Annotated in this window: 19 protein-coding genes; 7 read left to right on the top strand and 12 right to left on the bottom strand. The window is 39.9% G+C overall.

Annotated features, from left to right (window positions below; genetic code table 11):
- Positions 1 to 4,478 (bottom strand): thrombospondin type 3 repeat-containing protein (locus Q4575_RS14485; protein ID WP_303523309.1); only part of this gene is annotated, 4,478 nt, incomplete at its 3' end.
- 314 nt (positions 4,479 to 4,792) lie between these two features.
- Entirely contained in the window at positions 4,793 to 5,806 is a 1,014-nt protein-coding gene (locus Q4575_RS14480) for a 1-aminocyclopropane-1-carboxylate deaminase (RefSeq protein ID WP_303523308.1), read from the bottom strand.
- 145 nt (positions 5,807 to 5,951) lie between these two features.
- On the opposite strand from Q4575_RS14480, the gene Q4575_RS14475 reads away from it, so the two are divergent.
- The gene (locus Q4575_RS14475; protein WP_303523307.1) at positions 5,952 to 6,428 is read left to right on the top strand and encodes an Lrp/AsnC family transcriptional regulator; all 477 of its coding nucleotides are present in this window, start codon (positions 5,952 to 5,954) and stop codon (positions 6,426 to 6,428) included.
- Between the two features lie 45 nt (positions 6,429 to 6,473).
- On the opposite strand, the gene miaE is transcribed toward Q4575_RS14475, so the two are convergent.
- Positions 6,474 to 7,235 (bottom strand): tRNA isopentenyl-2-thiomethyl-A-37 hydroxylase MiaE, encoded by a 762-nt coding sequence (miaE, locus tag Q4575_RS14470; RefSeq protein ID WP_215964943.1) that lies wholly within the window; start codon positions 7,233 to 7,235, stop codon positions 6,474 to 6,476.
- A 112-nt stretch (positions 7,236 to 7,347) separates the two neighbouring features.
- Positions 7,348 to 9,498 carry a winged helix-turn-helix domain-containing protein gene (locus tag Q4575_RS14465; protein ID WP_303523306.1) on the bottom strand — a complete coding sequence of 717 codons (2,151 nt, stop codon included), beginning with the start codon at positions 9,496 to 9,498 and terminating at the stop codon, positions 7,348 to 7,350.
- Between the two features lie 141 nt (positions 9,499 to 9,639).
- On the opposite strand from Q4575_RS14465, the gene Q4575_RS14460 reads away from it, so the two are divergent.
- Together Q4575_RS14460 and Q4575_RS14455 are read left to right on the top strand one after the other, a co-directional pair.
- Entirely contained in the window at positions 9,640 to 10,452 is an 813-nt protein-coding gene (locus Q4575_RS14460) for a hypothetical protein (RefSeq protein ID WP_303523305.1), read from the top strand.
- Positions 10,453 to 11,000: 548 nt separating this feature from the next.
- Positions 11,001 to 11,600: a Yip1 family protein gene (locus Q4575_RS14455; protein ID WP_215964857.1), complete on the top strand. Its 600-nt coding sequence runs from the start codon at positions 11,001 to 11,003 to the stop codon at positions 11,598 to 11,600.
- A gap of 135 nt (positions 11,601 to 11,735) precedes the next feature.
- Here the strand turns inward: Q4575_RS14455 and cysS are convergent, their stop codons facing one another.
- Positions 11,736 to 13,130 (bottom strand): cysteine--tRNA ligase, encoded by a 1,395-nt coding sequence (cysS, locus tag Q4575_RS14450; RefSeq protein WP_303523304.1) that lies wholly within the window; start codon positions 13,128 to 13,130, stop codon positions 11,736 to 11,738.
- Between the two features lie 74 nt (positions 13,131 to 13,204).
- Positions 13,205 to 14,251, bottom strand: a complete 1,047-nt coding sequence (serB, locus tag Q4575_RS14445) for a phosphoserine phosphatase SerB (RefSeq protein ID WP_303523303.1) — start codon at positions 14,249 to 14,251, stop codon at positions 13,205 to 13,207.
- Between the two features lie 122 nt (positions 14,252 to 14,373).
- Here serB and Q4575_RS14440 point away from each other — a divergent pair, with 122 nt between their 5' ends.
- A complete protein-coding gene (locus Q4575_RS14440; protein WP_303523302.1) occupies positions 14,374 to 14,985 on the top strand; it encodes an AhpA/YtjB family protein in 612 nt (203 codons plus the stop codon).
- Positions 14,986 to 15,010: 25 nt separating this feature from the next.
- On the opposite strand, the gene Q4575_RS14435 is transcribed toward Q4575_RS14440, so the two are convergent.
- A complete protein-coding gene (locus Q4575_RS14435) occupies positions 15,011 to 15,775 on the bottom strand; it encodes a TatD family hydrolase (protein WP_303523301.1) in 765 nt (254 codons plus the stop codon).
- Positions 15,776 to 15,826: 51 nt separating this feature from the next.
- A complete protein-coding gene (gene pdxH / locus Q4575_RS14430; protein ID WP_215964853.1) occupies positions 15,827 to 16,462 on the bottom strand; it encodes a pyridoxamine 5'-phosphate oxidase in 636 nt (211 codons plus the stop codon).
- A gap of 79 nt (positions 16,463 to 16,541) precedes the next feature.
- Here pdxH and Q4575_RS14425 point away from each other — a divergent pair, with 79 nt between their 5' ends.
- Positions 16,542 to 17,063 carry a gamma carbonic anhydrase family protein gene (locus Q4575_RS14425; RefSeq protein WP_215964852.1) on the top strand — a complete coding sequence of 174 codons (522 nt, stop codon included), beginning with the start codon at positions 16,542 to 16,544 and terminating at the stop codon, positions 17,061 to 17,063.
- Positions 17,064 to 17,155: 92 nt separating this feature from the next.
- Here the strand turns inward: Q4575_RS14425 and Q4575_RS14420 are convergent, their stop codons facing one another.
- From Q4575_RS14420 to Q4575_RS14410, 3 genes are all read right to left on the bottom strand, one after another.
- Entirely contained in the window at positions 17,156 to 17,953 is a 798-nt protein-coding gene (locus tag Q4575_RS14420) for a thioesterase family protein (protein ID WP_215964851.1), read from the bottom strand.
- Positions 17,954 to 18,118: 165 nt separating this feature from the next.
- Positions 18,119 to 20,044: a TIGR03545 family protein gene (locus Q4575_RS14415; protein WP_303523300.1), complete on the bottom strand. Its 1,926-nt coding sequence runs from the start codon at positions 20,042 to 20,044 to the stop codon at positions 18,119 to 18,121.
- A gap of 21 nt (positions 20,045 to 20,065) precedes the next feature.
- Positions 20,066 to 20,575, bottom strand: a complete 510-nt coding sequence (locus Q4575_RS14410; RefSeq protein WP_303523299.1) for a TIGR03546 family protein — start codon at positions 20,573 to 20,575, stop codon at positions 20,066 to 20,068.
- A 142-nt stretch (positions 20,576 to 20,717) separates the two neighbouring features.
- On the opposite strand from Q4575_RS14410, the gene Q4575_RS14405 reads away from it, so the two are divergent.
- A complete protein-coding gene (locus Q4575_RS14405; protein WP_303523298.1) occupies positions 20,718 to 21,800 on the top strand; it encodes a methyl-accepting chemotaxis protein in 1,083 nt (360 codons plus the stop codon).
- Between the two features lie 153 nt (positions 21,801 to 21,953).
- On the opposite strand, the gene Q4575_RS14400 is transcribed toward Q4575_RS14405, so the two are convergent.
- The gene (locus Q4575_RS14400) at positions 21,954 to 23,000 is read right to left on the bottom strand and encodes an AI-2E family transporter (RefSeq protein ID WP_215964847.1); all 1,047 of its coding nucleotides are present in this window, start codon (positions 22,998 to 23,000) and stop codon (positions 21,954 to 21,956) included.
- A gap of 261 nt (positions 23,001 to 23,261) precedes the next feature.
- Here Q4575_RS14400 and Q4575_RS14395 point away from each other — a divergent pair, with 261 nt between their 5' ends.
- On the top strand, positions 23,262 to 24,167 hold the full coding sequence (locus Q4575_RS14395; protein ID WP_215964846.1) for a TIGR01777 family oxidoreductase: 906 nt from the start codon (positions 23,262 to 23,264) through the stop codon (positions 24,165 to 24,167).
- Positions 24,168 to 24,509 lie beyond the last annotated feature (342 nt).

Here is a 24,509-nt window from a genome sequence, read left to right as displayed (position 1 = left end):
GCATCAAATACGAAGAACTGATTGCCTTCCATTTCAATTTTGCCTAAACCGCCCATAGGATAAATCATGCCGCTCATCTCGCACGTCATGTCAGAGCTGATATCACTAAAGGATTCTTGTCCTTTACCATGCCACAGACCACTGATGTCACTCACCGCAATATCACACGCATCGCCTAAGCCGTTATCATCCGCGTCTTCCTGCCCATCGTTCATCACTGCAATACAGTTATCGTCGTAATCAAAAACACCGTCACCGTCTAAGTCGACAAGCTGTTCTTCACGCCAAACGGCTGAGTTATAAGGGTCAACATCTTCATCATTAGGAACCCCATCATTATCGATGTCGTCATCCATATAATCTGCAATGCCGTCGTTGTCGAAGTCTTTATCGCCTTCGCCATTTGTTGGATCAAATGGACTAGGATCCTCGTCGTTCATCACGCCATCGCCGTCAATATCCCCGTCACATAAGTCACCAATAGTGTCAAAATCAAAGTCAAACTGATCTGGGTTGCTCACTAACGGACAGTTATCTGAACCATCTAAGAAATTGTCACCGTCTGAATCTGGATTGAGTGGCATAGTGCCTAATTCAATTTCAACAAGGTCACTTAAGCCATCACCGTCATCATCGGTATCTTTATTGTCACCAAGGCCGTCACCGTCGGTATCTAGGGATTCAGAGTCATTTTTTGGCAATGCATCGTCTTCATTTAGGACGCCATCACCATCAATATCGTCGTCTGAATTGTCGCCAATACCGTCGCCATCTAGATCAGAATGCTCTGTCGGATCATTCGGGAATGCGTCCTGATCATCACTGACACCGTCGTTATCGTCATCATCATCGGTATTGTTACCCAAACCATCCTGGTCAGAATCTTCAAACTCACCATCAAAATATGGGAATGCATCGAGTTCGTTTTCAACACCGTCACCGTCAATATCATTATCTGAGTTATCGCCAATACCGTCGCCATCTGAATCGCGGTATTCACTGTCGTCATTTGGGAAGTCATCATTAATATCGAGAACACCGTCATTATCGTCATCGGTATCAAGTTCATCGGCAAGACCATCACCATCGCTGTCGATAAATATCGTGCCAGGAATTGAATTATCTAAATCATTAGGATCTTGCTCTGCCGGCCAACCATCATTGTCCTGATCTTCAGCATTTTGACGATTGAAATCGAGTGGGAAATCATCCTCAGAATCAACAACGCCATCGTTGTCATCATCTGTATCTTCATTGTTACCAACACTGTCACCATCCGTGTCAAATTGCTCTAAACGATTGAATGGGAACGCGTCATTTGTATCGTCAACCCCATCATTGTCATCATCATCATCTGCATTATTGCCAACACCATCATTGTCATTGTCCGCACTTTCAGAAGCGTCATAAGGGAAAGCGTCATCAACATCTAACACCTGATCATTATCATCGTCTTTATCGCAGGCATCACCACGTGTATCACCATCAAAATTAGCTTGGCTTGGGTTTGCTACGAGAGGACAATTATCAATCATAGTGCCGTTTACGTCGAAGTTTGCGACACCATCATTATCAGAATCAAAACTAAAGTTTGGATCAGTCGGGAAGGCATCGGTACGGTCTATGACGCCGTCGTCGTCGGTATCAATGTCAAATGGATCTGTGCCGATAGAGTGTTCATAATCGTCAGTTAAGCCATCGTTATCGTCGTCTTTATCGGCATTATCACCTTTACCGTCATTATCAAAATCTAACGATTCCGCTGCATTAAATGGGAACTTATCGACGGTATCTAATACACCATCATTGTCATCATCGGTATCTTCACGATTACCAACACCATCAGAGTCAAAATCTTTCTGTTCAAGTGGATCTAGCGGGAACGCGTCGTCTGTATCTTTTACGCCGTCATTATCATCGTCTGTATCCGCAATGTTGCCAATGCCATCGCCATCAGAGTCAGTGCTCTCGGTTGCATCTCTTGGGAATGCATCATTGGCATTTAAAACTGAGTCACCGTCAATATCAGTGTCAGTATTATCTCCAATACCATCGCTATCCAAATCAGAATATTCAGAGTTGTCTAACGGGAATGCATCATCAATGTCAACAACACCATCGTTGTCATCATCTTCATCAATTGCGTCGCCAATAGTATCCATATCGGTATCAACAAATGCAGTACCAGGACTTGTATTATCAAGGTCGTCTGGATCTTGCTCCGATGGCCAGCCATCGTTATCTAAATCTTCTGCATTTTGAAGATCGGCATTTAGTGGAAAATCATCATCAACGTCTAACGTACCGTCATTATCATCATCGGTATCAGCTCGATTGCCAACGCCATCACCATCGCTATCTAAGAATTCCGTTGGATCATTTGGGAATGCATCTCTAATGTCGCCAACACCGTCGTTGTCGTCGTCTGGATCGGCATTGTCACCAATTCCGTCTAAATCGGCATCCGAAGATTCAGTCGCGTTTAGCGGAAACAGATCATTAACATCTAAGACTAAGTCACCGTCGTCGTCGTCGTCGGCATTGTTACCAATGCCGTCCATATCGGTATCGGCATATTCTGAACCGTCCAATGGAAATGCATCTTCTTCATCTCCAACGCCGTCATTGTCGTCATCTGGGTCAGAGAGTGCGCTGTTTTCACCTAAGCGATTATTATCACTATCTAAGAAATACGCGATATCTGGCAATCCATCTTTGTCGTTGTCTTTATCAGCAGAGGCATCATCCGGAAACGCATCCTCTGAATTTAAGACGCCGTCGTTATCTATATCTGGATTGGTTTGTGCAATTTGCACTTCAATAACCGTTCCGGCTTCAGCAAGGACAGTGGTATCGGACACATCACCCGTGGTGCTTGTTTCCGAGACAATAACCGCTTTTACTTGAGCAACGGTTCTATTTTCAGGATCATTAGGTATAGGTAATGTGGCTGGGTCTTGGTCTAGTACATCAAGCACCCCCGCGGAATAACCTGAGTTTTCGCCATCCGAACTGCCGTCGATAATGCCGTCGGATAAGTCATTTGCCAATGACGCCAAAACACTGTCTGGCGAAGTTTCCTCGCCGTCATTGGAGTTATTTAGGGCATTCATTTGATACACAACCGCTGTCAATGCTTCTACAGCACTGCGATATTTTGTTGTGGCAACTTGTTTAGACGTATCGTTTGTTGATTCATCTAATAAAGGTGGCGTTGAATAAATATCTACACTAGAGCCTGCACCAAATCCCAAGGTCGATTTCACTTGGTTGGCCGCAACTTTAAGATTGGTAAGGAGTTCTGCGTCACTCTCAGATTTAGCCAGCGCAATATTAACCGCCATAGTACTTAGTGGTGTTGCATACCAACCGTCGCCATCGTCGATCATTTGCTGAGTGATAACGGTTTTAACAATTGTAATAACCGGTTCTAAGCCAGTTGTAATATCTATTGTGTCGTCATCATCTGCGATGACTAATAAATATGGTGGCGTAGAAGAGCCTATTGTAATGCCGGTAATTTTTGCCTGTGCGTTGGTTTCACCTGTATCGACTAAAACCCCCTGATAGTCATCTGCAGTATAGTCAATCTCGTAGAGACTGACTGTGGCAAATGCCATAGGTCCTTTAACACCGCCGCCTGAAACAGCTGATCTATTGCCATCATCTGGAAATGCATCGTCTTCATTTGCAACACTGTCACCATCGCGATCCGTGTCGGAATTATCGCCAACACCATCACCATCTAGGTCTGACTGCTCATTTTCATCCAATGGGAAAGCATCATCACCGTCAAGGACACCATCGTCATCATCGTCGGTGTCGGCATTATTACCAATACCGTCACCGTCTGTATCTGTGCTTTCGGTATCATCATTTGGAAAATCATCTTCACTATCTAACGTACCGTCATTATCGTCATCGGTGTCACTATTATCACCAATACCATCACCGTCGTAATCGGCACTTTCAGTGTCATCAAATGGAAATGCATCGTCACCATCAAGTACACCGTCTTGATCATCATCAGTATCAGCATGATCTCCTATCCCATCACCGTCATGGTCATTATATTCGGTATCGTCATATGGAAATGCATCAACTGTATCTAAAAAGCCATCGTTGTCATCATCGGTGTCGCTATTATCACCAATGCCATCATTATCGTTATCGGTTGTTTCAGTACTATCAAGTGGAAAAGAATCATCACTGTCTAAAACACCATCGCCATCATCATCGTCGTCACAAACATTGCCCATGGAATCTGAGTCTGTATTTTCTTGATCTTCATTGCTCAGCAATGGGCAATTATCATTATCATCGGAAATTCCATCTGAATCCGAATCGAGACCAGTGCCTATTGTTCCCGGTGGTTCTCCTTTTCCAACTTTCACCTCATCATCTTTTCCTAAATCAAAACAACCAGATAGCGTGAGTGAAACCAATAATACTGATAACCCGATACGAAGTTTATTCATAATAACAACCATTTTTGACGTTAAAGCTCAATCTAGAGCTTAGTTCATATTTAGTTGCTTACAAATTGACCATCGATTTAATTGAAATAAATTTGGACTAACAAACCGCTTTTATTAGTTAAAAAAAATATAAAATTAGAATTTGCAATTTTGACTACGTTTAGCTAAAGGGCTTTAGCAAAGTAAGATTTACGCCTTGGTTAATTACTAGGCAAGTTTCTCGACTTAAGAGATACCTATGAAAATGCAATAAAAAAAAGCAGTTCAGTTAATTAGCCTAAACGTCGTCAAAACCGAACTGTTTCTGTTTCCTACTAACCATTTCGATAGGTGTAGCTATATCCGTTAATTGCCGGAACACCACCTAAATGGACATAAAGGACTTTGCTGCCAATTGGAAAATAATCTTTTTTCACTAAGTCAATTAACCCTTGCATTGATTTTCCTTCATAAACAGGATCTGTGATCATCGCCTCAGTGCGTGCTGCAAGTCGCATAGCCTCGTTTGTTTCAGCGCTTGGGACGCCGTAAGCAGGGTAGGCATAATCTGGATTAATGTGTATATCTTCATCTGTAATCGCCATTTTAAGTCCAATTAATTCAGCGGTATTATGGGCGATTTGTTTTACTTGTTCTCGGGTTTGCTCAACCGTGCCAGAAGCGTCAATGCCAATCACTTTTGACGCTCGACCATCCACTTTAAAGCCAACAATCATACCGGCTTGCGTCGAACCAGTAACGACACAGACCACGATATAATCAAACGTAAATCCTAATTCTTTTTCCTGTTCCCTGACTTCCTCGGCAAACGCAACATAACCTAAACCTCCATATTTGTGTACAGAGCCACCAGCAGGGATTCCGTAGGGAATGCCTCCTTGATCACGTACAGACTGCATTGCATCTTCCCAACTGCTGCGAATTCCAATATCAAAACCTTCATCAACCATCTGACAGTCAGCTCCCATCAAACGTGTCATCAAAATATTACCGACTCGGTCATACACGGCATCGTCATGTGGCACCCAACTTTCCTGCACTAACTTACATTTCATGCCCAATTTAGCCGCAGTCGCCGCGACCATACGAGTATGATTAGACTGCACACCGCCAATTGAAACTAAAGTATCGGCCCCAGACTTAATAGCATCCGGTACGATATATTCTAATTTTCTTAATTTGTTGCCGCCCATTGCCAATCCCGAATTACAGTCTTCACGCTTAGCGTATATTTCCACTTTACCGCCTAACGTTTCGGTTAACCTTGGAAGGTGTTCTATCGGCGTTTTGCCAAATGTAAGTGGGTATCGTTCAAAGTTTTCTAACATTTACAGTCTCCAATTCAATTTCTTACGTCGAAATAAAGACTACCAACATTGTAACGAAAGGTGCTTTCTAATATTGTCAATTTATGTTCACATAAGACCTTAAAGAAAGATATAACGAAACAATAAACAACATTAATAATCAAAAATGAAAGAATCAACCAAACCTAATTTAGATAAAATTGATAAAAAAATACTTAAACTACTGCAACAAGATGGGCGAATCTCAAATGCAGACCTTGCTGATAAGGTAAATGTTAGCGCTGCGACTTGTTATCGCCGAACTCAACGTTTAATTGATTTGAAGATAATTCAATCAGTTCGCGCTCAAATAGCACCAGAGGCTATAGAGTTAAGTGCATTAGTCATGGTCGGCGTTGTTTTAGACAGGTCAACACCTGAAAGCTTTTCAAACTTTGAAACGGCCATTAAAAAACTATCAATTGTCTTGTCATGTTATTTAGTGGCGGGTGAATTTGATTATTTGTTAAAAATACGGGCAAAAGACATGACCGACTTTAACAAATTACATAGCGATAAGTTGTTAGCATTGCCTGAGGTACGTCAACTTAGAACTTACTTCGTTATGAAAGAAGTCATCGAAAACGCACCGATGCCGCTTTGAAATAAGCAATCAATAACAAGCTAAAATTCAAATTTTGGGCAAAGTTTAGTGTTGCGGCAAGCCACTGTGGAATTTTAAATCAGTATCTGGTGAAATTATGAGTTCTGCTTCCCGTTCACCAAAAAAAGCGACACGGTCTGATAGGTTTTTACCGGCTATTTCTTCGGCTAAAGTGAGGTAGTCTTGGAAATGTCGAGCTTCTGACCTTAATAGTGACACGTAAAAATCCCCTAACCTTTTATCTACATGTGGCGCTAGTTTAGCAAAGCGTTCACAGGAGCGAGCCTCGATATATGCACCACAGATAAGTTTATCTATCAAGGTTTCAGGTTCATGGGTTTTAACGTGTTTTAACATTCCTTTCGCGTAGCGCCCCGGCGTAATATGTTTATACTCAACGCCATACTCATCCATCATCTCTAGTACCTGATAAAAGTGGTGAAGTTCTTCTTTAATCAATAACACCATTTTATCGACTAGATCTTGTCCATATTTTGAATCTGACCGGGGAATTACCGACTTTGTCAGGGTATTTTTTGCTGCCAATAAGCGCCAGTCACCTTCCCTTTTATAAATAAATGTTTCAAACGGTTCAAGCCAGGCCAATAAAGCATTGCCGCTTTCTTTATCTACTGCATATTTGCGGATCAAATACATTGCCGACTGCGCCGCTTTTAACTCACAAATTAAGTGATCGATTAATATCACCTGCAAGTTTTCTTTTTTGGCCGCTTCATGCACCCATTCTTCAGGCGTTTCGCATTTTAAAAATTGTAAAATTGGGGCGACGAGATCAGATGACAAAATTATTTCTCAGAATGTGGTTTATAGGGCTGGCATTTTAACATAGTAATTTTGCTAAGTAATAGTGGACAGCTTTGATCTTTAATGGCTTAAGAACAATTATTTTGCCTTAATCTTACTCGCGCAATTTAACTTGCCATATATGACTGGTACTGAACTCAACCTGATCGCAGCTAAATAGCCCCATTTGAAAAGACATATTGCAACTATACGGTTTACGCCCTCTAAACTCATAAATAGTGTGTTCGGTGCCTGTACTTAGGTCAAACTCGACGTATGTTTGATCTAACAAATAAAATATTTTATTTTCGCGTAACTGCCAGTGCCGCCAACCGGTAATAGGGAAGTCGGGAATAAGGGCTGATTCAACATTGGTTTTTAAATTCAGCTCGTATAATCCTTCACGATTAAACTTTGTTAAATAAATCTTATTGCCTGCCTCTTGAACACTATAGCCCCCCTTTGTAGTCAGTTGTTTAACTTCACCACTTTGCACCAGGTATTGCCATATATTCCATTGTCCATCAACCTCTGCACTAAACAAAATACTTCGATCTGCAAATGTTACATGATGAACTCGGTTAAACTGCTCTGCAATCGCCTGCCAGTTGTTATCTACAACTGAATATACATAAAGCCCACCATTAATACTCGCAACTAACTGCTCATCATTTTGTGACCAAGCCATCGCACTGATAAACTCTATTTTCTTATGAAATGCAGCAACATAGGCGACTTCACCATCCGCCTTGATATAAACCTGTTCTTGCCCCGTGCGGTCCGACTTGAATGCTAACAAATTTGACTTATTACCATAAATTGGTGACAAACTGACGCCTCTACTAGTTGTTAAAGGTGTTAGGGTTTTACCTGAGTCAGAATACTGGAAAATATTAATTGTTAATTGGCTGCGTTCAGTTAACACAGAATTGTTATCTTGCCCAAGTGCAAGTCGTCCGTATTGGTCGCTTTGCTCCGTCACATTTAAGATAAGGTTGTCAGGGGTAAATTCATATAAACCATCAGCATTTGATGCCAATAACTGCTTGTTTGTCCGCCAGACTAAGCCATACACACTATTGATAAATGGCTTAGTCGCGATAACCTGGTTATTACTAATATCTACTAACTTAATTTTATCATCTGCTTCGCCACTATACTCTACAACGGCCAACACTTTACTGTTAGGTGATAGAGCAAAAACATAGTCGCCAACAGTATTGCCTTGCTGTAAAGGATGGGTGATTTGTCGCTTTCTTCCCGTATCTAACTGATAACTGTAAATAGCATAAGGGTCAGCAACGCTCGGCCGATATTGATAAAACAATTGATTAAATTTTTGATCAAACTCTAATTGTGTAACGGTACCTTTGCCACAATCCATTATGTGTTCATTTTGTAAAGTAGCCGGAACAATTTTGACAATTTCGCAATTCCGCTGTTGTAAATTATTTAACCTAGATGCAAAGATTGCCCCGTCATTACCTTGGATCACGTCGGTATAATAATATTCATCGTCGGTTACGCTCTGCGCTTCTTTGCCTTTGTTTTTCTTATAAATTTGAGCATAGGCGTTAGGATCTTTACGATATAAAAACAATGCCGTTTCAGAACTTGAATCGTAGTCAGGGTTAAATGAGCTACCCATTGAGGTGGTTACAGGTTGCCATCCTTCTACACCTAATCGGTTGGAATGTTTAGGTTGAGCAAAATATTGGAGATACACCACAACGATTAAAATTAACACTGCCGTTAACCAAGCCCAAAAATAGTTAATGTTAACAGGACTTGTAATTGCTTGATTTACTGAGGCATGTGCTTCTTTTTGCGGAGTTTGTCGTGGTGTTGGTGATGTCAACGCTGAAGTTACTGTCAATTCCGTTACTGTTTCTGGCATGGTGCCATTATCCGTTTTGGAATAATCAGTTTTGGAATAATCAGTTTTGGAATTATCCGCAATCATTGCCGGTAAAACCGTAAATTTGTATCCAACTTTACTGATGGTTTTAATCCACTGCGGTTTTGATGGGTCGTCTTCAATTAGTTTACGCAATTCACCCACGGCTCGATTTACCGCAGCATCACTTACGATCCGTCCGTCCCATACATGGGTTAATAGCTCTTCTCTAGAAATGGCTTCTTGCGGGTGTTGGCAAAAATACACTAAAAGTGCAAAAACACGGGGTTCACAATTAAGTAACTTTGCATTTTTTGATAACGTTATTTGAGCTGTGTCAACAACTACCCCACCAAATTCATAATTCAATTAAAGCCCCACTGCCTGCAATCATTATCATTTCATTATTAAACCATTGTCATCTGTTTATTGTGTTAAATCAAGGCACTGTCACAATTACATTGATGGCTGAATGGAGCCGATTTCTGTCAAAATTAAGTAAGGATAGTTATGCGTACAATTTATTGTGTTCTGCTCGTTTTGTTTTCTTTATCTGCTTGCTCAGAAATAACCAAAAATAAAGATGCACCGTCAATTATTGACGCTCAAATTGACGAACAAGCAGAAACCAACAATACAACTGAAAATTTATCTATTCCCGATAATCGATTCTCAAGCACCTATCAGATTCTAATTTTTGGTAATAGCCACATTGTTGGATTAGACACATTAATAGGACAATTAATGCGTACTGCCAATCCCGACGCGCATATAAAAGTCGTTAATGGCGGTGGAGGCTTTTTAGACAATAAATCGAGTCTGGAACATAGGACAAGTTTAATTGCCAGCGAAAACTGGACTCATCTTATTTTACAGGGTCAAAAGTACTCCCAATCTGGCACCCATAAATACTCAACGACCGCCACCGAATTATGGGTTGCAACAGCAAAGGAACAAAAGATCACCCCTATTCTATTTCCTGAACACCCACAAAAAGGCAACAGAGAAGAGGGCCGCAGAGTTCATCAAATTCATTCTGAAATTGCAAAACGCCAAAAAACTTGTGTTGCCCCTGTGGGACTAACTTGGGATAAAGCAATAATTATTGAACCCCAACTTAAATTACACAACCGGGACGGCAATCATGCTTCATTGATAGGAAAATTACTGACTGCATATGTCTTTTATGAATCGATTACTGGCGAACCCGCTGACTTACTTCCCTATATTGCAGAAATCGATGTGGAAGAAACGGTACAGCAGGCATTAAAACAATACGCTTCAGAAATCATTTTACTTAACCCGCCCTGTGTTTTTGACTAAAAAGAATAGACCTTAAAAAGTTATTTCTTGCCCTCGGCCAATCAAGCAATTTTTTGGCCGACGTTTCCCTAAACCGACCTCTTTCTTCCGCTGTTGATTCAGCGTCCCTACATGTATTTTAAGCAATCAATTTGACGTATTTTAGGTCATAAAACCGCAGCAAAAAGTATGTTTGCCATTTGGCTAATTAATCAGAACACACTGGACTGTACAAAAATCAATCACAAATTTTAAGTTATTCAGCGACCTAGAAAATAATAATCGAATATTTTTTACAAATAATTTTGATTTCAAAAATTAAGAAAAAAGTGACTGCAGAATTATGTACACTATTTTGAAGATACAACTCCTTTGTTTATTAGTAAGTTAGCGATATTAATAGAATTAATACTCTATATTAGAGTAATTGCGGTAATAACTATTTAGTATAACTCGAACATTTTTTAAACAATTCTAATCTTGACTCAAATTCTATTTTTGCCCATAACATAGACATGTTGCGCAGCTTATGTGCAGTTTGTGTTTAATAGCCAATAAGGAAAAGAATTATGATATTAAACCATTTGTGGGGGCTTTATGCGCACCCAGTTGAAGAGTGGCACACAATTGATAATCGCCACGAAAGTTTTAAGTATTCAATGTCACATATCATGATCATCGCAATGATACCGGCAATCTGTGCTTATTATTCAGTAACAACAATGGGTTGGAGTGTTGGCGTTGGTGAACCCCTTAGAATGTCTCCCGAATCGGCATTAATGTTATGTGTCGGAATGTATTTTTCACTAATAGCTGGCGTCTTTTTACTTGGATATTTAGCTCACTGGATGGCGCATACTTTTGGGTCAAAACCGACATATACCCAAACCCTTGAACTTGCTGCTTACACCGCTACACCATTATTTATGGCCGGTTTTGCTGCTCTTTTCCCAGTGGTTTGGTTTGTTATGTTAGTGGGTTTAGGTGCACTCGCCTATTCAATTTACTTGCTCTACGCCGGTGTGCCAATTTTAATGCACATCCCAGAGGAACGAGGGTTTATTTATGCTAGCTCAGTTGTTACATGCGGACTCATTTTGCTCGTATGTATTATGACTGCGTTTGCTATGTTTTGGAGTTCAGGCTACGCACCAGCGTTTAGCCACTAAATAATAAAAATTACAATCAACAATAAAAAGGCCAGTTAATTAACTGGCCTTTTTTATGATCTATTGGTTGGTTCATCCAAACACTGCTTTACCCTTGCAAATGCATATTTACCGGAGAAAAAATAGCGTCAAAATTTAGAGTTTACGCCAGGTTGTGCCACCTGGACCATCTTCTAAAATAACCCCAAGTTCATTTAGTTTATCTCGTGCTTCATCTGCTGCAGCCCAATCTTTTTCAACACGTGCTGTATTTCTGCGTGTTATCCAAGATTCGATTTCAGCAACGTCGTCATCGTTTTGCTCACCTTGTAGAAACGCTTCTGGTGGGTTTTGAACCATACCCAGTACCTTTCCTAGATTTACTAATAAACCAGCGGTATCTGCTGCCAAATTGTCACCGCTCGTTGCATCAGCTTCTTTTTCTTTATTAAGTTGTTTTGCCAATTCAAACAAAACAGCTAACGCTTCTGGGGTATTAAAGTCATCGTCCATCGCTGTGCGGAACTTATCAACGAATACATTATTAGTCATTTCAACGTCTAAGTTTGGCGTAACACCGCGTAACGAAGTATATAGACGTTCTAAACTTGAGCGGGCTTGTGTTAAGTTGTCGCTGCTGTAGTTAAGCTGGCTGCGGTAATGACCAGACAACAAGAAATAACGAATCGACTCAGCATCATATTGCTTTAACACTTCACGAACGGTAAAAAAATTGTCTAATGATTTAGACATTTTTTCGTTATTCACTTGAACCATGCCTGAGTGCAACCAATAATTTACATACGGTGTATCAAATGCACAGCATGACTGGGCAATTTCGTTTTCATGGTGTGGAAATGTAAGGTCTGAACCACCGCCGTGAATATCAAAATGTGTACCTAAGTGCTTTGAGTTCATTGCAGAACATTCGATATGCCAACCAGGTCGGCCTTCGCCCCACGGCGAATCCCATTTAGGTTCGCCAGGCTTGGCTAATTTCCACAATACAAAATCAAGTGGGTCACGTTTGCTCGATTCGACGTCTACACGAGAACCAGCAACCAGTTGGTCTAAGTCTTGACGACCAAGCTGTCCGTATTTTTCATAGGTACTAACTTCAAATAATACATCACCGTTACCGGCAACATAGGCATGATTTTTATCGATAAGACGTTGGATAACATCAATAATTTCAGGCATGTGCGTGGTAACACGCGGTTCAATATCAGCTGGTAACATACCTAGTGCGTCAAAGTCTTCATGCATCATGGCAATCGTACGGTTGGTTAACTCATCGCACGTTTCGTTATTTTTTGCCGCACGTTGGATAATTTTATCATCAACATCTGTGATGTTTCTGACGTATGTCACGTCGTAGTTTAAAAAACGAAAATAACGTTGCATAACGTCAAATGCGACATACGTTCTGCCGTGACCCATGTGTAATAGGTCATAAACCGTAATACCACACACGTACATGCCGACTTTGCCAGGAACCAAAGGCTTAAATTCTTCTTTCTGTCGACTTAATGTGTTATAAATGCGTAACATCTGACTTCCTAAATTTGATTAACGACTTTCTTCGCGGCGCATTTTAGCAAACCGCGAACAATTTTCATTGATTATTACAGTAAATATAACAATTGATCTAATCCGCCAGTTTTAACACTGACATCAGCTTTTTCTCTCACTAATGGTTTTGCATGAAACGCGACGCCTAAATTGGCAGCCGCCATCATGACCAAATCATTCGCACCATCGCCCATTGCGATCGTTTGTGACATTGGAATGTTGTATTCAACAGCGAGTTCATTAACGGTATCCGCTTTTGCCTGTGCGTCGACGATGTCACCAAGGACATTACCCGTTAATTTTCCATCAACCATTTCGAGTTGATTAGCTACGGTTTTATCTAAACCAAGTTGTTGCTTTAACACTTCGGTCATGTAGGTAAAACCGCCCGATGCGATAACCACTTTCCAACCATTATGTTTTAACTCTGATACTAAGTTTTCAAGACCCGGCATTAACGGCAAGTTTTTCGCTACATCATCTACAACGCTGACCGGAGCATCGGTTAATGTTTTAACTCGAGCTCGTAAACTCTCTGCAAAATCAAGTTCGCCGCGCATCGCTTGTTCAGTCACTTTTGCGACTTCTTCACCAACGCCTGCCAATATAGCAATTTCATCAATACATTCTATTTGGATAGCAGTTGAGTCCATATCCATGACAATTAGACCAGGTGCCGACAATGTTGGTCCGTTTGAAACAACACAAACTTCTACCGATTGCGATTCTGCCCAACGACTTAAATTTAGGCGATTGTCTGAAGTTAAAGGAGTCGACAAATACAACGCAATGGCACCGGGTAATTCATCCGTGGGTTTAATAAACTGATGGGTGACCACAGATGTAATTTCGCTCGTTAGATCACCACTCCCACACAACTCGTCCAAATAACTCACTAATGCTTGATAATGAGACCAATTAATCTCACCAAATAAAACACATTTCGTTCGGGTTTTAACAACGTTTTCAGACGACTCAAATGTTGCGACGTTATGATCAAATTTTACAGAGAATAATGAATCAACACCAATAAAATCAACCGCTTCAAAAAGCGACTTTGTATCCATTTTAATGCTCTCTTTTAAGCCATTCTGTAACATTTTTGCTCCAACGTTATAAGTACTAGGTTTTATATATCTTGCTAGAATATAACAAAGCAGATTGCTTTTTAACGAATAAATGCGCAGAATTTAAAAAAGCTTAGATGTAAATGCGCTAATTAATGAGTAAAAAAGTAACCTACATAAAAACGTCATCGATAAACCGAAAGTTTTCACAACTTATTGCGGCTATCGTTTTGCTCATTGTCACCTTAAATATTTGGGCGAGCATTAATTTTAATGGCCAAACGTTAATCAATGAAAATGCGCAGGTTTTGGCTGACAACATTTTAGTCCAATCTTCACATAGTGCTGCTCATTACATCGAAGATAACGATATCGAAGCGCTTAATACCGTGACCGAGTCAGTTTTAAAATCCAAGTATATTGTTGAAATGGTTGTTTACGATAATCGCGGTGTCGTTTTAAGTCGCAGTGAAAACGCATTAAGTACCAAAGACCGATTTTTGAATCCACTAAATGACAAATTAGCCAATATGTCCCCAAAACCTTATGTCACCGATGTCACTAATGAACTCGGTGAACTTATTGGGTTTGTGCGTATTACCGTGATGTCAAAAGCACTACAACAGGACGCCACTCTTTTTGTCCATACAATTAGTAAAACAACACTTTTAATGGCCTTGTTAGCAGGGATGATTGGTTATTTATTAACAATCGGATTGCGACCATTTTCTGCCAATTCATATATTGTTCGCGATACGCCTGATTAGGCAATCTGACAATGTTAAGTTGTTGTTATTTTGTCAGGGGTAATTTAAATAATTCAATTGTTGTTTGACGAGTTACGTCAACGACGTGTGTGACCGCTAGTGCCTTTATTTCTGAAATCGACTGTACGACATGTAATATCTTATCGGGCTCGTTACGACTCCCCTGGAATCCATTTATTGGCATATCTGGACTGTCAGTTTCAATAACAATATCTTCAAGCATAATTTCTTTGAGCACTTTCAGCGTTTTTGTTGCCCGCGGATAAGTTATTGTGCCGCCAATACCCAACTTAAAACCCAGTTCTATGTATTTCAGGCTATCTTGTAAACTGCCACTAAAAGCATGGATAACGCCCCCAAAATTCGGTTTACAGATTTTAAATGCTGAGAAAATATGATGGTGAGACTGCCGGTGATGAACGATTAAGGGCAATTGTAATTGATTGGCTATTTTAATATGTTGAATAAAAATGTCGATTTGCTTCTCAATACCCACGATAGTGCTATCGACCCCACATTCCCCTATTGCAATGCAATCCCGTTGCTTAGCAAGCTGACATAGAAGGTCTAAATCAGTTTCAACAAACTCATTTATGTAATACGGATGACAACCCAATGCAAAGTGAAAACCTTCGGTCCGTCGGCACAAGTCAATCTGACGTTGCCAATGGCGACGAGTTACACCCGGAATAATAAAGTCAGTAACCCCAACAAGTGCAGCACGTTCTAATACCGCGTCTCGGTCTTGATCAAATCGGCTAAAATCTAAATGACAATGGCTGTCTATCAACAATGTGTCCTTTTTTGAAGGAGGTTCTTGTTTAAACTCAATATCATTGAGTTATGGAGCAAGTCTCGATATGGTCCAATTATTGTCGATTTTTTGGTAGAAGATCCTATCGTGTAAACGATGTTCGCCACCTTGCCAAAATTCCACTTTGGTTGGCACTATTCGAAATCCCCCCCAAAAAGTTGGCGCTGAGATATCACCGGTTTTAAACTTATTTTTCATTTGCTCAAACGTACTCATCAATACATCACGAGACTTAACCGGATGAGACTGGTGTGATGCCCATGCAGCAAGTTGGCTCGCTTTAGGTCGAGAAAGAAAATAGCTCATGTCTTGCTTTAAGCTCAATCTTTGTGCTTCGCCATAAACAATGACCTGTCGTTCTAAACTATGCCAAGGAAAATGCAAACAAACTTTAGAATTTTGCTTTATTTCCTGCGCTTTACGACTGCCCAAATTGGTGAAAAAGACAAACCCATCTTGGTCTGATTGCTTTAACAATACAATACGTTGCGACGGTTGCCCTGCCTCATCGACTGTGGCGACAACCATAGCCGTTGGGTCATTTAACCCTGCGCTAATGACTTGCTGTAACCATACTTCAAACTGAGCCATTGGATCTGGCAATACGTCATTTTCATTCAGGTTATCTAGGCAATACTCACGTCTTAAACTACTTAAATCCATATCTACACCATTGTTAAAGACAGTTCGTCGAATTACCGCTAGTATAATTATCAATGTCTTCATTGTTAACGGTTTTATTATGGAATTTGAAATAAACAACAAACGCCCGACCAAGCAAGGCCAAAATATCTTTATCGCCCCCTCTGCCGACGTTATTGGTGATGTCCATATGGGTACTGGTGTCAGCATCTGGTTTCATGCTGTTTTGCGAGCCGATTCCGACTCAATCCACATTGGCGACAACACCAATATTCAAGATGGTTGCATTGTACATGTCGATGAGGGATACCCAGTAAATGTTGGACACTCTGTTACCGTCGGCCACAAAGCCATGTTACATGGTTGTACTATAGGTGATAGAAGCTTAATTGGTATTGGCGCCATAATCTTAAATGGCGCGAACATTGGTAAAAACTGCATAATTGGTGCAGGCGCGTTAATTACCGAAAACACACAAATCCCAGACAATTCACTGGTCGTGGGTAGTCCTGGTAAAGTAATCAAAAGCGTATCGGACCAACAAGTTGAGTTATTAAAAGCCTCAGCCCATCACTATGCTGTAGCCGGTGAAGATTATAATCAAAATTTAAAACCATGCTGATAAAAGTAAATCGCCTTTAAATGAAATAGCCGTCTGCAGTTCTTAGAAAAGCCTGCTTGCAAGACAGATAAGGGCGCTACAGAGCAATAAATTTACGCAAATATCGCCACAACCTGTCGAGAATACGCCAGAACCCTGCCATCTGGGGCCCAAAACGTTGACTCTTCATGACCATAACCATCTTCAATATGGCGGGCTTCATTTACACTCGCAATCCATTCTTCACCATTTAAATCATCGATTGGTGCAATAAATTCAACGTCCCAACTCATGGTGCTTGCCGGAGCTGGGATCCGTTTCATTTGATACATCGTTGGTGGCCATGCATCCATTACTGCAATTAAGCACGCATATGTCATTTGAGCCGGTGGGTGTTTTAATTTGGACCATCCGTGTAACACAGGGTCATCGGATTTACCTAGGGATAAACTGCCCTTCTCCACCGCGAGTTCAAAATGTTGTATAAACTTAGGAACAAGCTTTGGAATTTGAGGTAGGAAGTTACCTTTTTTGGGAACCGTTAAGGCGTGTTTAGTTGTATCGGGTTTATGCAATATTGATCCACGACTGATACCAAAACAGATCTGAGCCATGACACAAACTCGGTCGTTTTGTAAAACTGAGGCCACTATCTGAGTCACATTCTTGCCGGTTCTTAATATTTCTGCCGTGACTTTCAGTGGCTCACCACAGGTGACCGGACCAATAAAATTACAATGAAACGAACGCGGTGTGCGTTGGTCTACAATAAGATTTTGTGCCGCTTGAAAACAAACAGCAGCGGATATCCCACCAAATGCAGTACGACCTTGGCCCCAGGTGACGGGAATGGTTAATTCATAGCTGTCCTGCTTTTCGGACATTTTGTTTAGTATTGATTCGATTGACATAAGGCAACTGGTAAGATGAGTAAAGTAAGACCAGTTTAGTGATTTTGTAAAAAAATGCAAAACAAAAGAGCAAGTTAAATCTATTGATAATAAAAAGCGCCTAATGACAATATTAGACGCTTTTACGCTCAGTAAATTTCACCGTTTTAAAGGCTGAACACCATATTATTCACAACACTTAAATCCTTTAAGTTTGTCCTTAACTTTGTCTTCTAATTTATCTTTAATTTTGTCTTCGGCTTCTTTTTTTATTTTATCTTCGAATTGCTGTTTTTTGTTGTCTATCAGCGCATCAATTTTGTCTTCCGCTTTATTTTTGAGAGTTGACTCCCATTCGTCTAAATCTTTGCCAAAGTCTCTAAGTTTTTGTAACTCAGGGGCTTTTTCCGTCAGGTTTTGCTCAACCTTTTGACTCAATTCAGCTTTGGTTTCGCTTTCAACTTTTTTAAACTCTTTTTTGACAGCCGCTCTAAAGGCACTATTTACTTTATTATCAAGGTCAGAATCTACGGCTAAATCAGGTGATTTCAATTTACCACTGACGTTCATATTGATATTAAACTGGTCTACACTCGATAATGAATCCAATAAAATTTCAGCAAAATCTCCAGTCCCATTGCCCGAAAATATTGTTTCACTGAACGCTAATAGATGCTCTGAATTTAATTCGTTCTCATATTCGAATGTGCCCGAACCCAGCAGTTTTCCGTGTTCCAACTCTAATGATAAGTCTGAATCACCAGCGATTGAGTAATTATTTACGGCTAGCTCCGACATATTCCATTTACCGTCTGTGGTGAACTTAGCGTCTTGTGCCGCAAAAAAAGTACCTTCGATATTTATGCTGCCGCCTTGTTTTGCAACGTGCGACATAACATATTCACCCGGAATATTACGCACATAAGATTCACTCGTAATCTCACTTGCGGTTACCAACCAAGATTTACCACTTAATGTTAGGCTAATTTCCGCATCAACTATCAACCACGTTGGCAATGGGTCGTTTAAAGGAAAGACAATGTTTTCACCGACTATAACCTCTGGCTCAGCCTCTTCCGCTTTTTTATTTTTAAGGTAGTTATCCAAATACGGTTTAGCGGTGGTATAGAACCCCATACCCTGCTCTAAATAAGAAGTGATTTTATCACCAAACAACAATTGGCTTATCGCTAGAGTATTTGGATCATCAATAGGCAATGTTTTTTTAATCGACTCCCAGTCTTGTCCAGGTGCGTCTTTTAACTCATTATAAGCCTGATCTATTTCGGCTTTGCTAGTTTTGTATTTTGCTTTCGCGGTCTTAATTTTTAGCCTATCCGCATTTATTTCAGCTTTGAGTTTGGCAACTTTTTCCTTCAAAACTTTTAAATCATCTAATGATGATATTTCGGTATCTTCAATTTCTTGCCATTGTTGTTCATAACTTTTCACTGAACCTTTATCCGGGAGGTCCTTATAAACCGACTTTAACTCGCTGCTTTGTGTCTTCCAAACTTGTTGAAAATTTTTCGCTTTAATTTCGGTTTGTAGATCTGCTTTGGCTAAGAGTTCTTTAGAACTTGGGAATGACATCCCTTCTTGTTGGTCATTTTCCGTTGTATCAGAATCAGTCCCTTGTGACGTATCTGCTGATTGGTCATCTTTAACGATACGGACACCGGGTTCTGCTCTTGCACCGTCAAATTGTAATTCAACTACTTTTAAACTGTCGATTACTGTATTACCCATCAAATAATCTAGGGGTCTGACTTGTACTTCTGCTTGGTCAAACTGGAACAGATTACGGTTTAAGTTATCAGGATCGGTTTGTTGTAGGTTTTCTATTGTTAACCCAAATGGAGACCAACTAACATTGACTGCTTCTATTTCTGTTTCCGTGCCAAAAGTCGACTCTAACGCCATTTGTAGCCCAAATTTTGCGGCTGGATTAATACCAAAATAAACAGCCGCTGCTATGACGGCAACGCCACCTATCCCACCAACTCTGAGTAACCCTTTTGGTTTCGCCTTTGCTTTAGCGTCAGCCTCTTTATTCTCGTCGACTTGGCCTTCCACTTCTGCGCTTTTTTTCGCTACTTCTTTTTTACTCATGAAACTTATTTCCCTATTCGACTACGCAGATTGAACGCTTAGATAGATTTGGTAAAACTTACTTGCTTTTAAACTTTGAACAATTTTAAAACGCTCGACAAAGTGTTTCATTGCTAAGCGATACTTAACAATTAACCAATACGACAACGCATAAATTGGAACGATTAATATAATCGAACTCACTAATTGTCCCATAACGGCACTATTATAAAGTTCCGAAAATCTAAACCAGGTAGCCTGATATAGCTCTGTCCAAGTTGAAACTAACGATGGAAGTTGCAATAAATAACCACCAAAATCTGAAATAAACGTAATGAATAACAACTTCAAGCCACTAAACACCGCGAGCATTGCAATGAAAACGGTCAAATTCGCTCGCAAAACAATCAGTAATAATAAAATAAAAACACCAAAAACGCTCATGATGGAATTAAAACCTGCTAACATTGCTAACACAATGGCGAGTGCCAGATGTTTCGGCTCTGAATCTGAATTAAGTACATTTAATAATTTGGCTATTAGGGTAAACACAACCTCTCCTTTTTATTTAAAACCTGTCTATAATTAATAACACATGTCTGCTGATAGAAAATTACTTTAATTAATATAAAGTTAAATATTAGCGATAAAAGGCCGATAAACCAAAATAATTAATTAAAAGAAGATCATTCATATGTTTGTTTCAAAATCTAGATATGACGCTTTGTCATCAGAGAATACTCGGCTTAAGGCTGAAATTGTATCGTTAAACCAAACGGTAACCAATGCAGACGAACTTATTTTGGAGTTACAAAATGAAAAAAATGCGTTTGATCAGTCGTTTAATGAATTTGACGCACAGTTATTAGCCTGTACGGTTGACTCGTTCGAGCAAATAAAATCGGTTCGAGAAGCGGTTGCAGTATCATTTCAACAAATAGAGGAAGAAAGTCGCTCTATCGCATTGATTAATGAACTGTTTGATACCTCATCAAATGCACTAAATTCAATCGTTGGTGGCATGGCGGGTCTTGGCGACCAAATGGGTTCGATGACAACCAATATTTCAGGCTTATCTGAAATGGCTGATAAAATTAATACCTTTGTATCCACTATTTCAAAAATTTCGGACCAAACCAATTTATTAGCACTTAATGCAGCCATTGAAGCGGCACGTGCGGGGGAAGCGGGTCGCGGCTTCTCTGTTGTTGCCGATGAAGTTCGTGCGTTGGCGAACAACACGAATGAATCTGCAAACGAAGTGTCTGATCTCGTAAATGAAATTATCCGCTCGACCAATGAAACTGTTACCTCAGTTGATCGAATTCAATTAAGCAACCGAGACTTGTCTAACGGCGTAAATACATTAAATGAAGATTACAGCAACATCATTGGTGTTTGTAATCAAATGAAATCAACAATTGAGTCAGCCACAATGCAATCGTTTATTCAAACCGTTAAGTTAGATCATGTGGTTTGGAAAGGTGATGTATATGCGGTCGCTGCAGGGCTTAGTTCGAAATCAATTAACGAATTTGCCGACCACTCGTCGTGTCGTCTTGGTCAATGGTATGTAACTGAAGGTAAGAGTAAATTTGGCAGTAACACAACCTTTATGCATATTGATGAACCTCACCGCCAAGTGCATAAGTTCGGACTAGAGGCGTTAAAACAACTTGAAAAAGGTGATAAAGCAGAGGCAATAAATACGCTCAATAAAATGGAACAGGCTTCAAATAAAGTAACAGGATTGTTAGACAACTTGCTTCATTCTTAAGCCACTAAACGTCTAAATTGCGCTGTACTTGCCAAAAGCCACAATACTTTTGTAAGTACAGCATAAACGCCTCAGTCTAATCAATGTCAATCAGCCTATCCTCCAACGCCGTTGAATTTGAGCGTACTTTGAACCTGAGTCACTCTTACTCTGTTATGAATTTTTGAGCTCAGTATCATCAACATTACTCAATAACAAAGCTAACCAACGACTGTCGGCATTTGCCTCAAGCGCAATTTTTACTATCATCGTAAGGGGTACAGAAAGTAACATTCCGACAGTGCCTAATAACCATCCCCAAAATATCAAAGATAAAAATACAACCAAGGTTGATAAACCTAAACCACGGCCCATAAATTTAGGTTCAATGACATTGCCAAAAATCGTGTTAATCGCAATATAGCCTAACGCCAAAATGCCCGCAACCGCTGGACTTTGGACAACAATGGCAAGCAGTACCGCTGGCACAGCAGCAATAATTGATCCTATGTTAGGAATGAAATTAAACAAAAATGCCAACACAGACCAAAGCAATACGTAATCAATATCTAATATCCACAATAAGACGCCAACCGCTGTTGCGGTTCCTAAACTGACTAGAGATTTAATCGCGAGATAACTATTTACAGACTCTAAAAAGCGATCTACATGACGCATTTTCATTGTAGGATCGTCTAATGCAATATGAACCTTCTTAGATACATCCGGCGCTTCAAACAACATAAAAACAACGGTAAGAATGATTAAAAATAAATTGGCCATAACACCGCCAAATCCACTTAATAAATTGCCAACCATTTGCATAGCAATACTCGGATTAAAGTATTGAGTCAGTAACGATTGATCTACATGAATATCAAATAACGCAAGTTTGTTCACTATCCACTCGAGCTCATTAGATAACTTTGCTTGGTAAACAGGCAGCGACTGTGAAAAGTCATTAAACGATTGCCCAACAACGCCAGCGATGGACATTCCAGCACCGACTAATAGACTCAAAATAATGAGCACAGCAAAGACTCGAGGGATCCGAAGTGCAATTAGTTTATTAACTAGTGGATTGGCAATAATGGCGATAAACATGGATAACAAAAATGGAACTAAAATGGCGCTCGCCGCTTTTATTCCTGCCAATAAAATAATTAAACAGGCCATCGTAAATAAAAATCTTGTGGCAAAGTTCATTTCGAGCTTAGACATCTACTTTTCCTTTAAGGATATTTGCGTTCACTTATTGCAACTGAACAATTTTAGCAATTTTACTAAATTGCTAATCTAAAATTTGTTGTTACCAAAAATAATAAACTAAATGGTTGATTTGGTTCATTGTCCCATTTAAATTGGGAGCCTAAAGGTAATGTTAGGCTTTTAAACCAAATTACAGCTCTTTTGAGCCACAAAACTAACAAAAACCTATAGTAAAGCTATTTTACTGAAATTAAAAAATAAATTGGCAGGTTAATGAATATTCTAATTACCGGTGGAACAGGATTATTGGGAGCAGCGCTTATAAGGCTCCTCAGATTTGATAATGAAGTTCACAAATTGACTGTTTTTACTCGTAACTACGCAAAGGCCTGCAGAAACCTGCATGCTTCAATTACCGTTATTGACTCATTTGATGAAATAAACTTAGTCGATTTTGACGCAATTATTAACTTAGCTGGTGAACCCATAGTTGATAAAAAATGGACCGCTAAGCGTAAGAAGCAAATAATGAGCAGCCGGTTTGATACAACAAAGGCTCTCGTTGCTAAAATAAACTCGGAATGCAGTGCAGATAAAAAAATCCAATTTATTAGTGCAAGTGCTGTGGGTATTTATGGCCCACAAGGTGCAGAGTCTATAGACGAAACATTTAGCTCATTTGGCAATGACTTCGGTAGTAAGTTATGTCAGCAATGGGAAGAAATTGCTACCACGGCAAAACACGCTAATGTCACCTTGCTTCGGACAGGCATTGTCCTGTCTAACCAAGGTGGCGCTTTAGAAAAAATGATCCCGCCATTTTGGGCTGGATTTGGTGGAAAAATTTCTAATGGCAAGCAATATATGCCTTGGATCCACGTAAAAGATTGGGCTAGAGCTGTGAAGTTTGTTCTGGAGAATAAAAACATTAGTGGTCCGATTAATTTGTCAGCTCCAACCCCAGTTTCGAACAAAGAATTTACTCATGCCCTAGCAACTGTCTTGCATCGCCCGGCGATCTTAAGAGTCCCTAGGTTTGTATTGCGAATGACATTGGGCGAAAGAGCTGACCTTATAATATTTGGCCAAAACGCTGTTCCAACTAAATTACTCGACAATAAATTTGAATTTAAATATCCAGTTTTAGCTGACGCGCTCGAAGATCTACTTTTACTTTAAGAAAAGCCACGGACCAAGTGGTGTTTGCATTTGGTCCAATACAGCTTCTTCAAAGACATTTATTTTCCACTACCCGCCAAAATTTTAACAACAACTGAATTTCAACAGCAAAACTTAATCTTTGTAACAGTCTCGACAAAAGCGACTGACAATAATGAGTGTGATGGATTTTAGACTGGGATTTTAGACTGGGATTTTGGATTTTGGATTTTGGATTTTGGATTTTGGATTTTGGTTAAGACAATAATTTAGCGTAAACGATGATTTATACTAAACATCAAATAAACCTAATGTATAAAGAGCTTTATCGATAAGTAGCAAAGGTGTGCAGGCTTTTAATGG

The organism is Psychrosphaera sp. 1_MG-2023, assembly GCF_030548245.1.
Lineage (GTDB): Bacteria > Pseudomonadota > Gammaproteobacteria > Enterobacterales > Alteromonadaceae > Psychrosphaera > Psychrosphaera algicola.
Note: the sequence above shows the minus strand (reverse complement) of the source record. Positions and strands in the feature narration are given on the sequence as shown.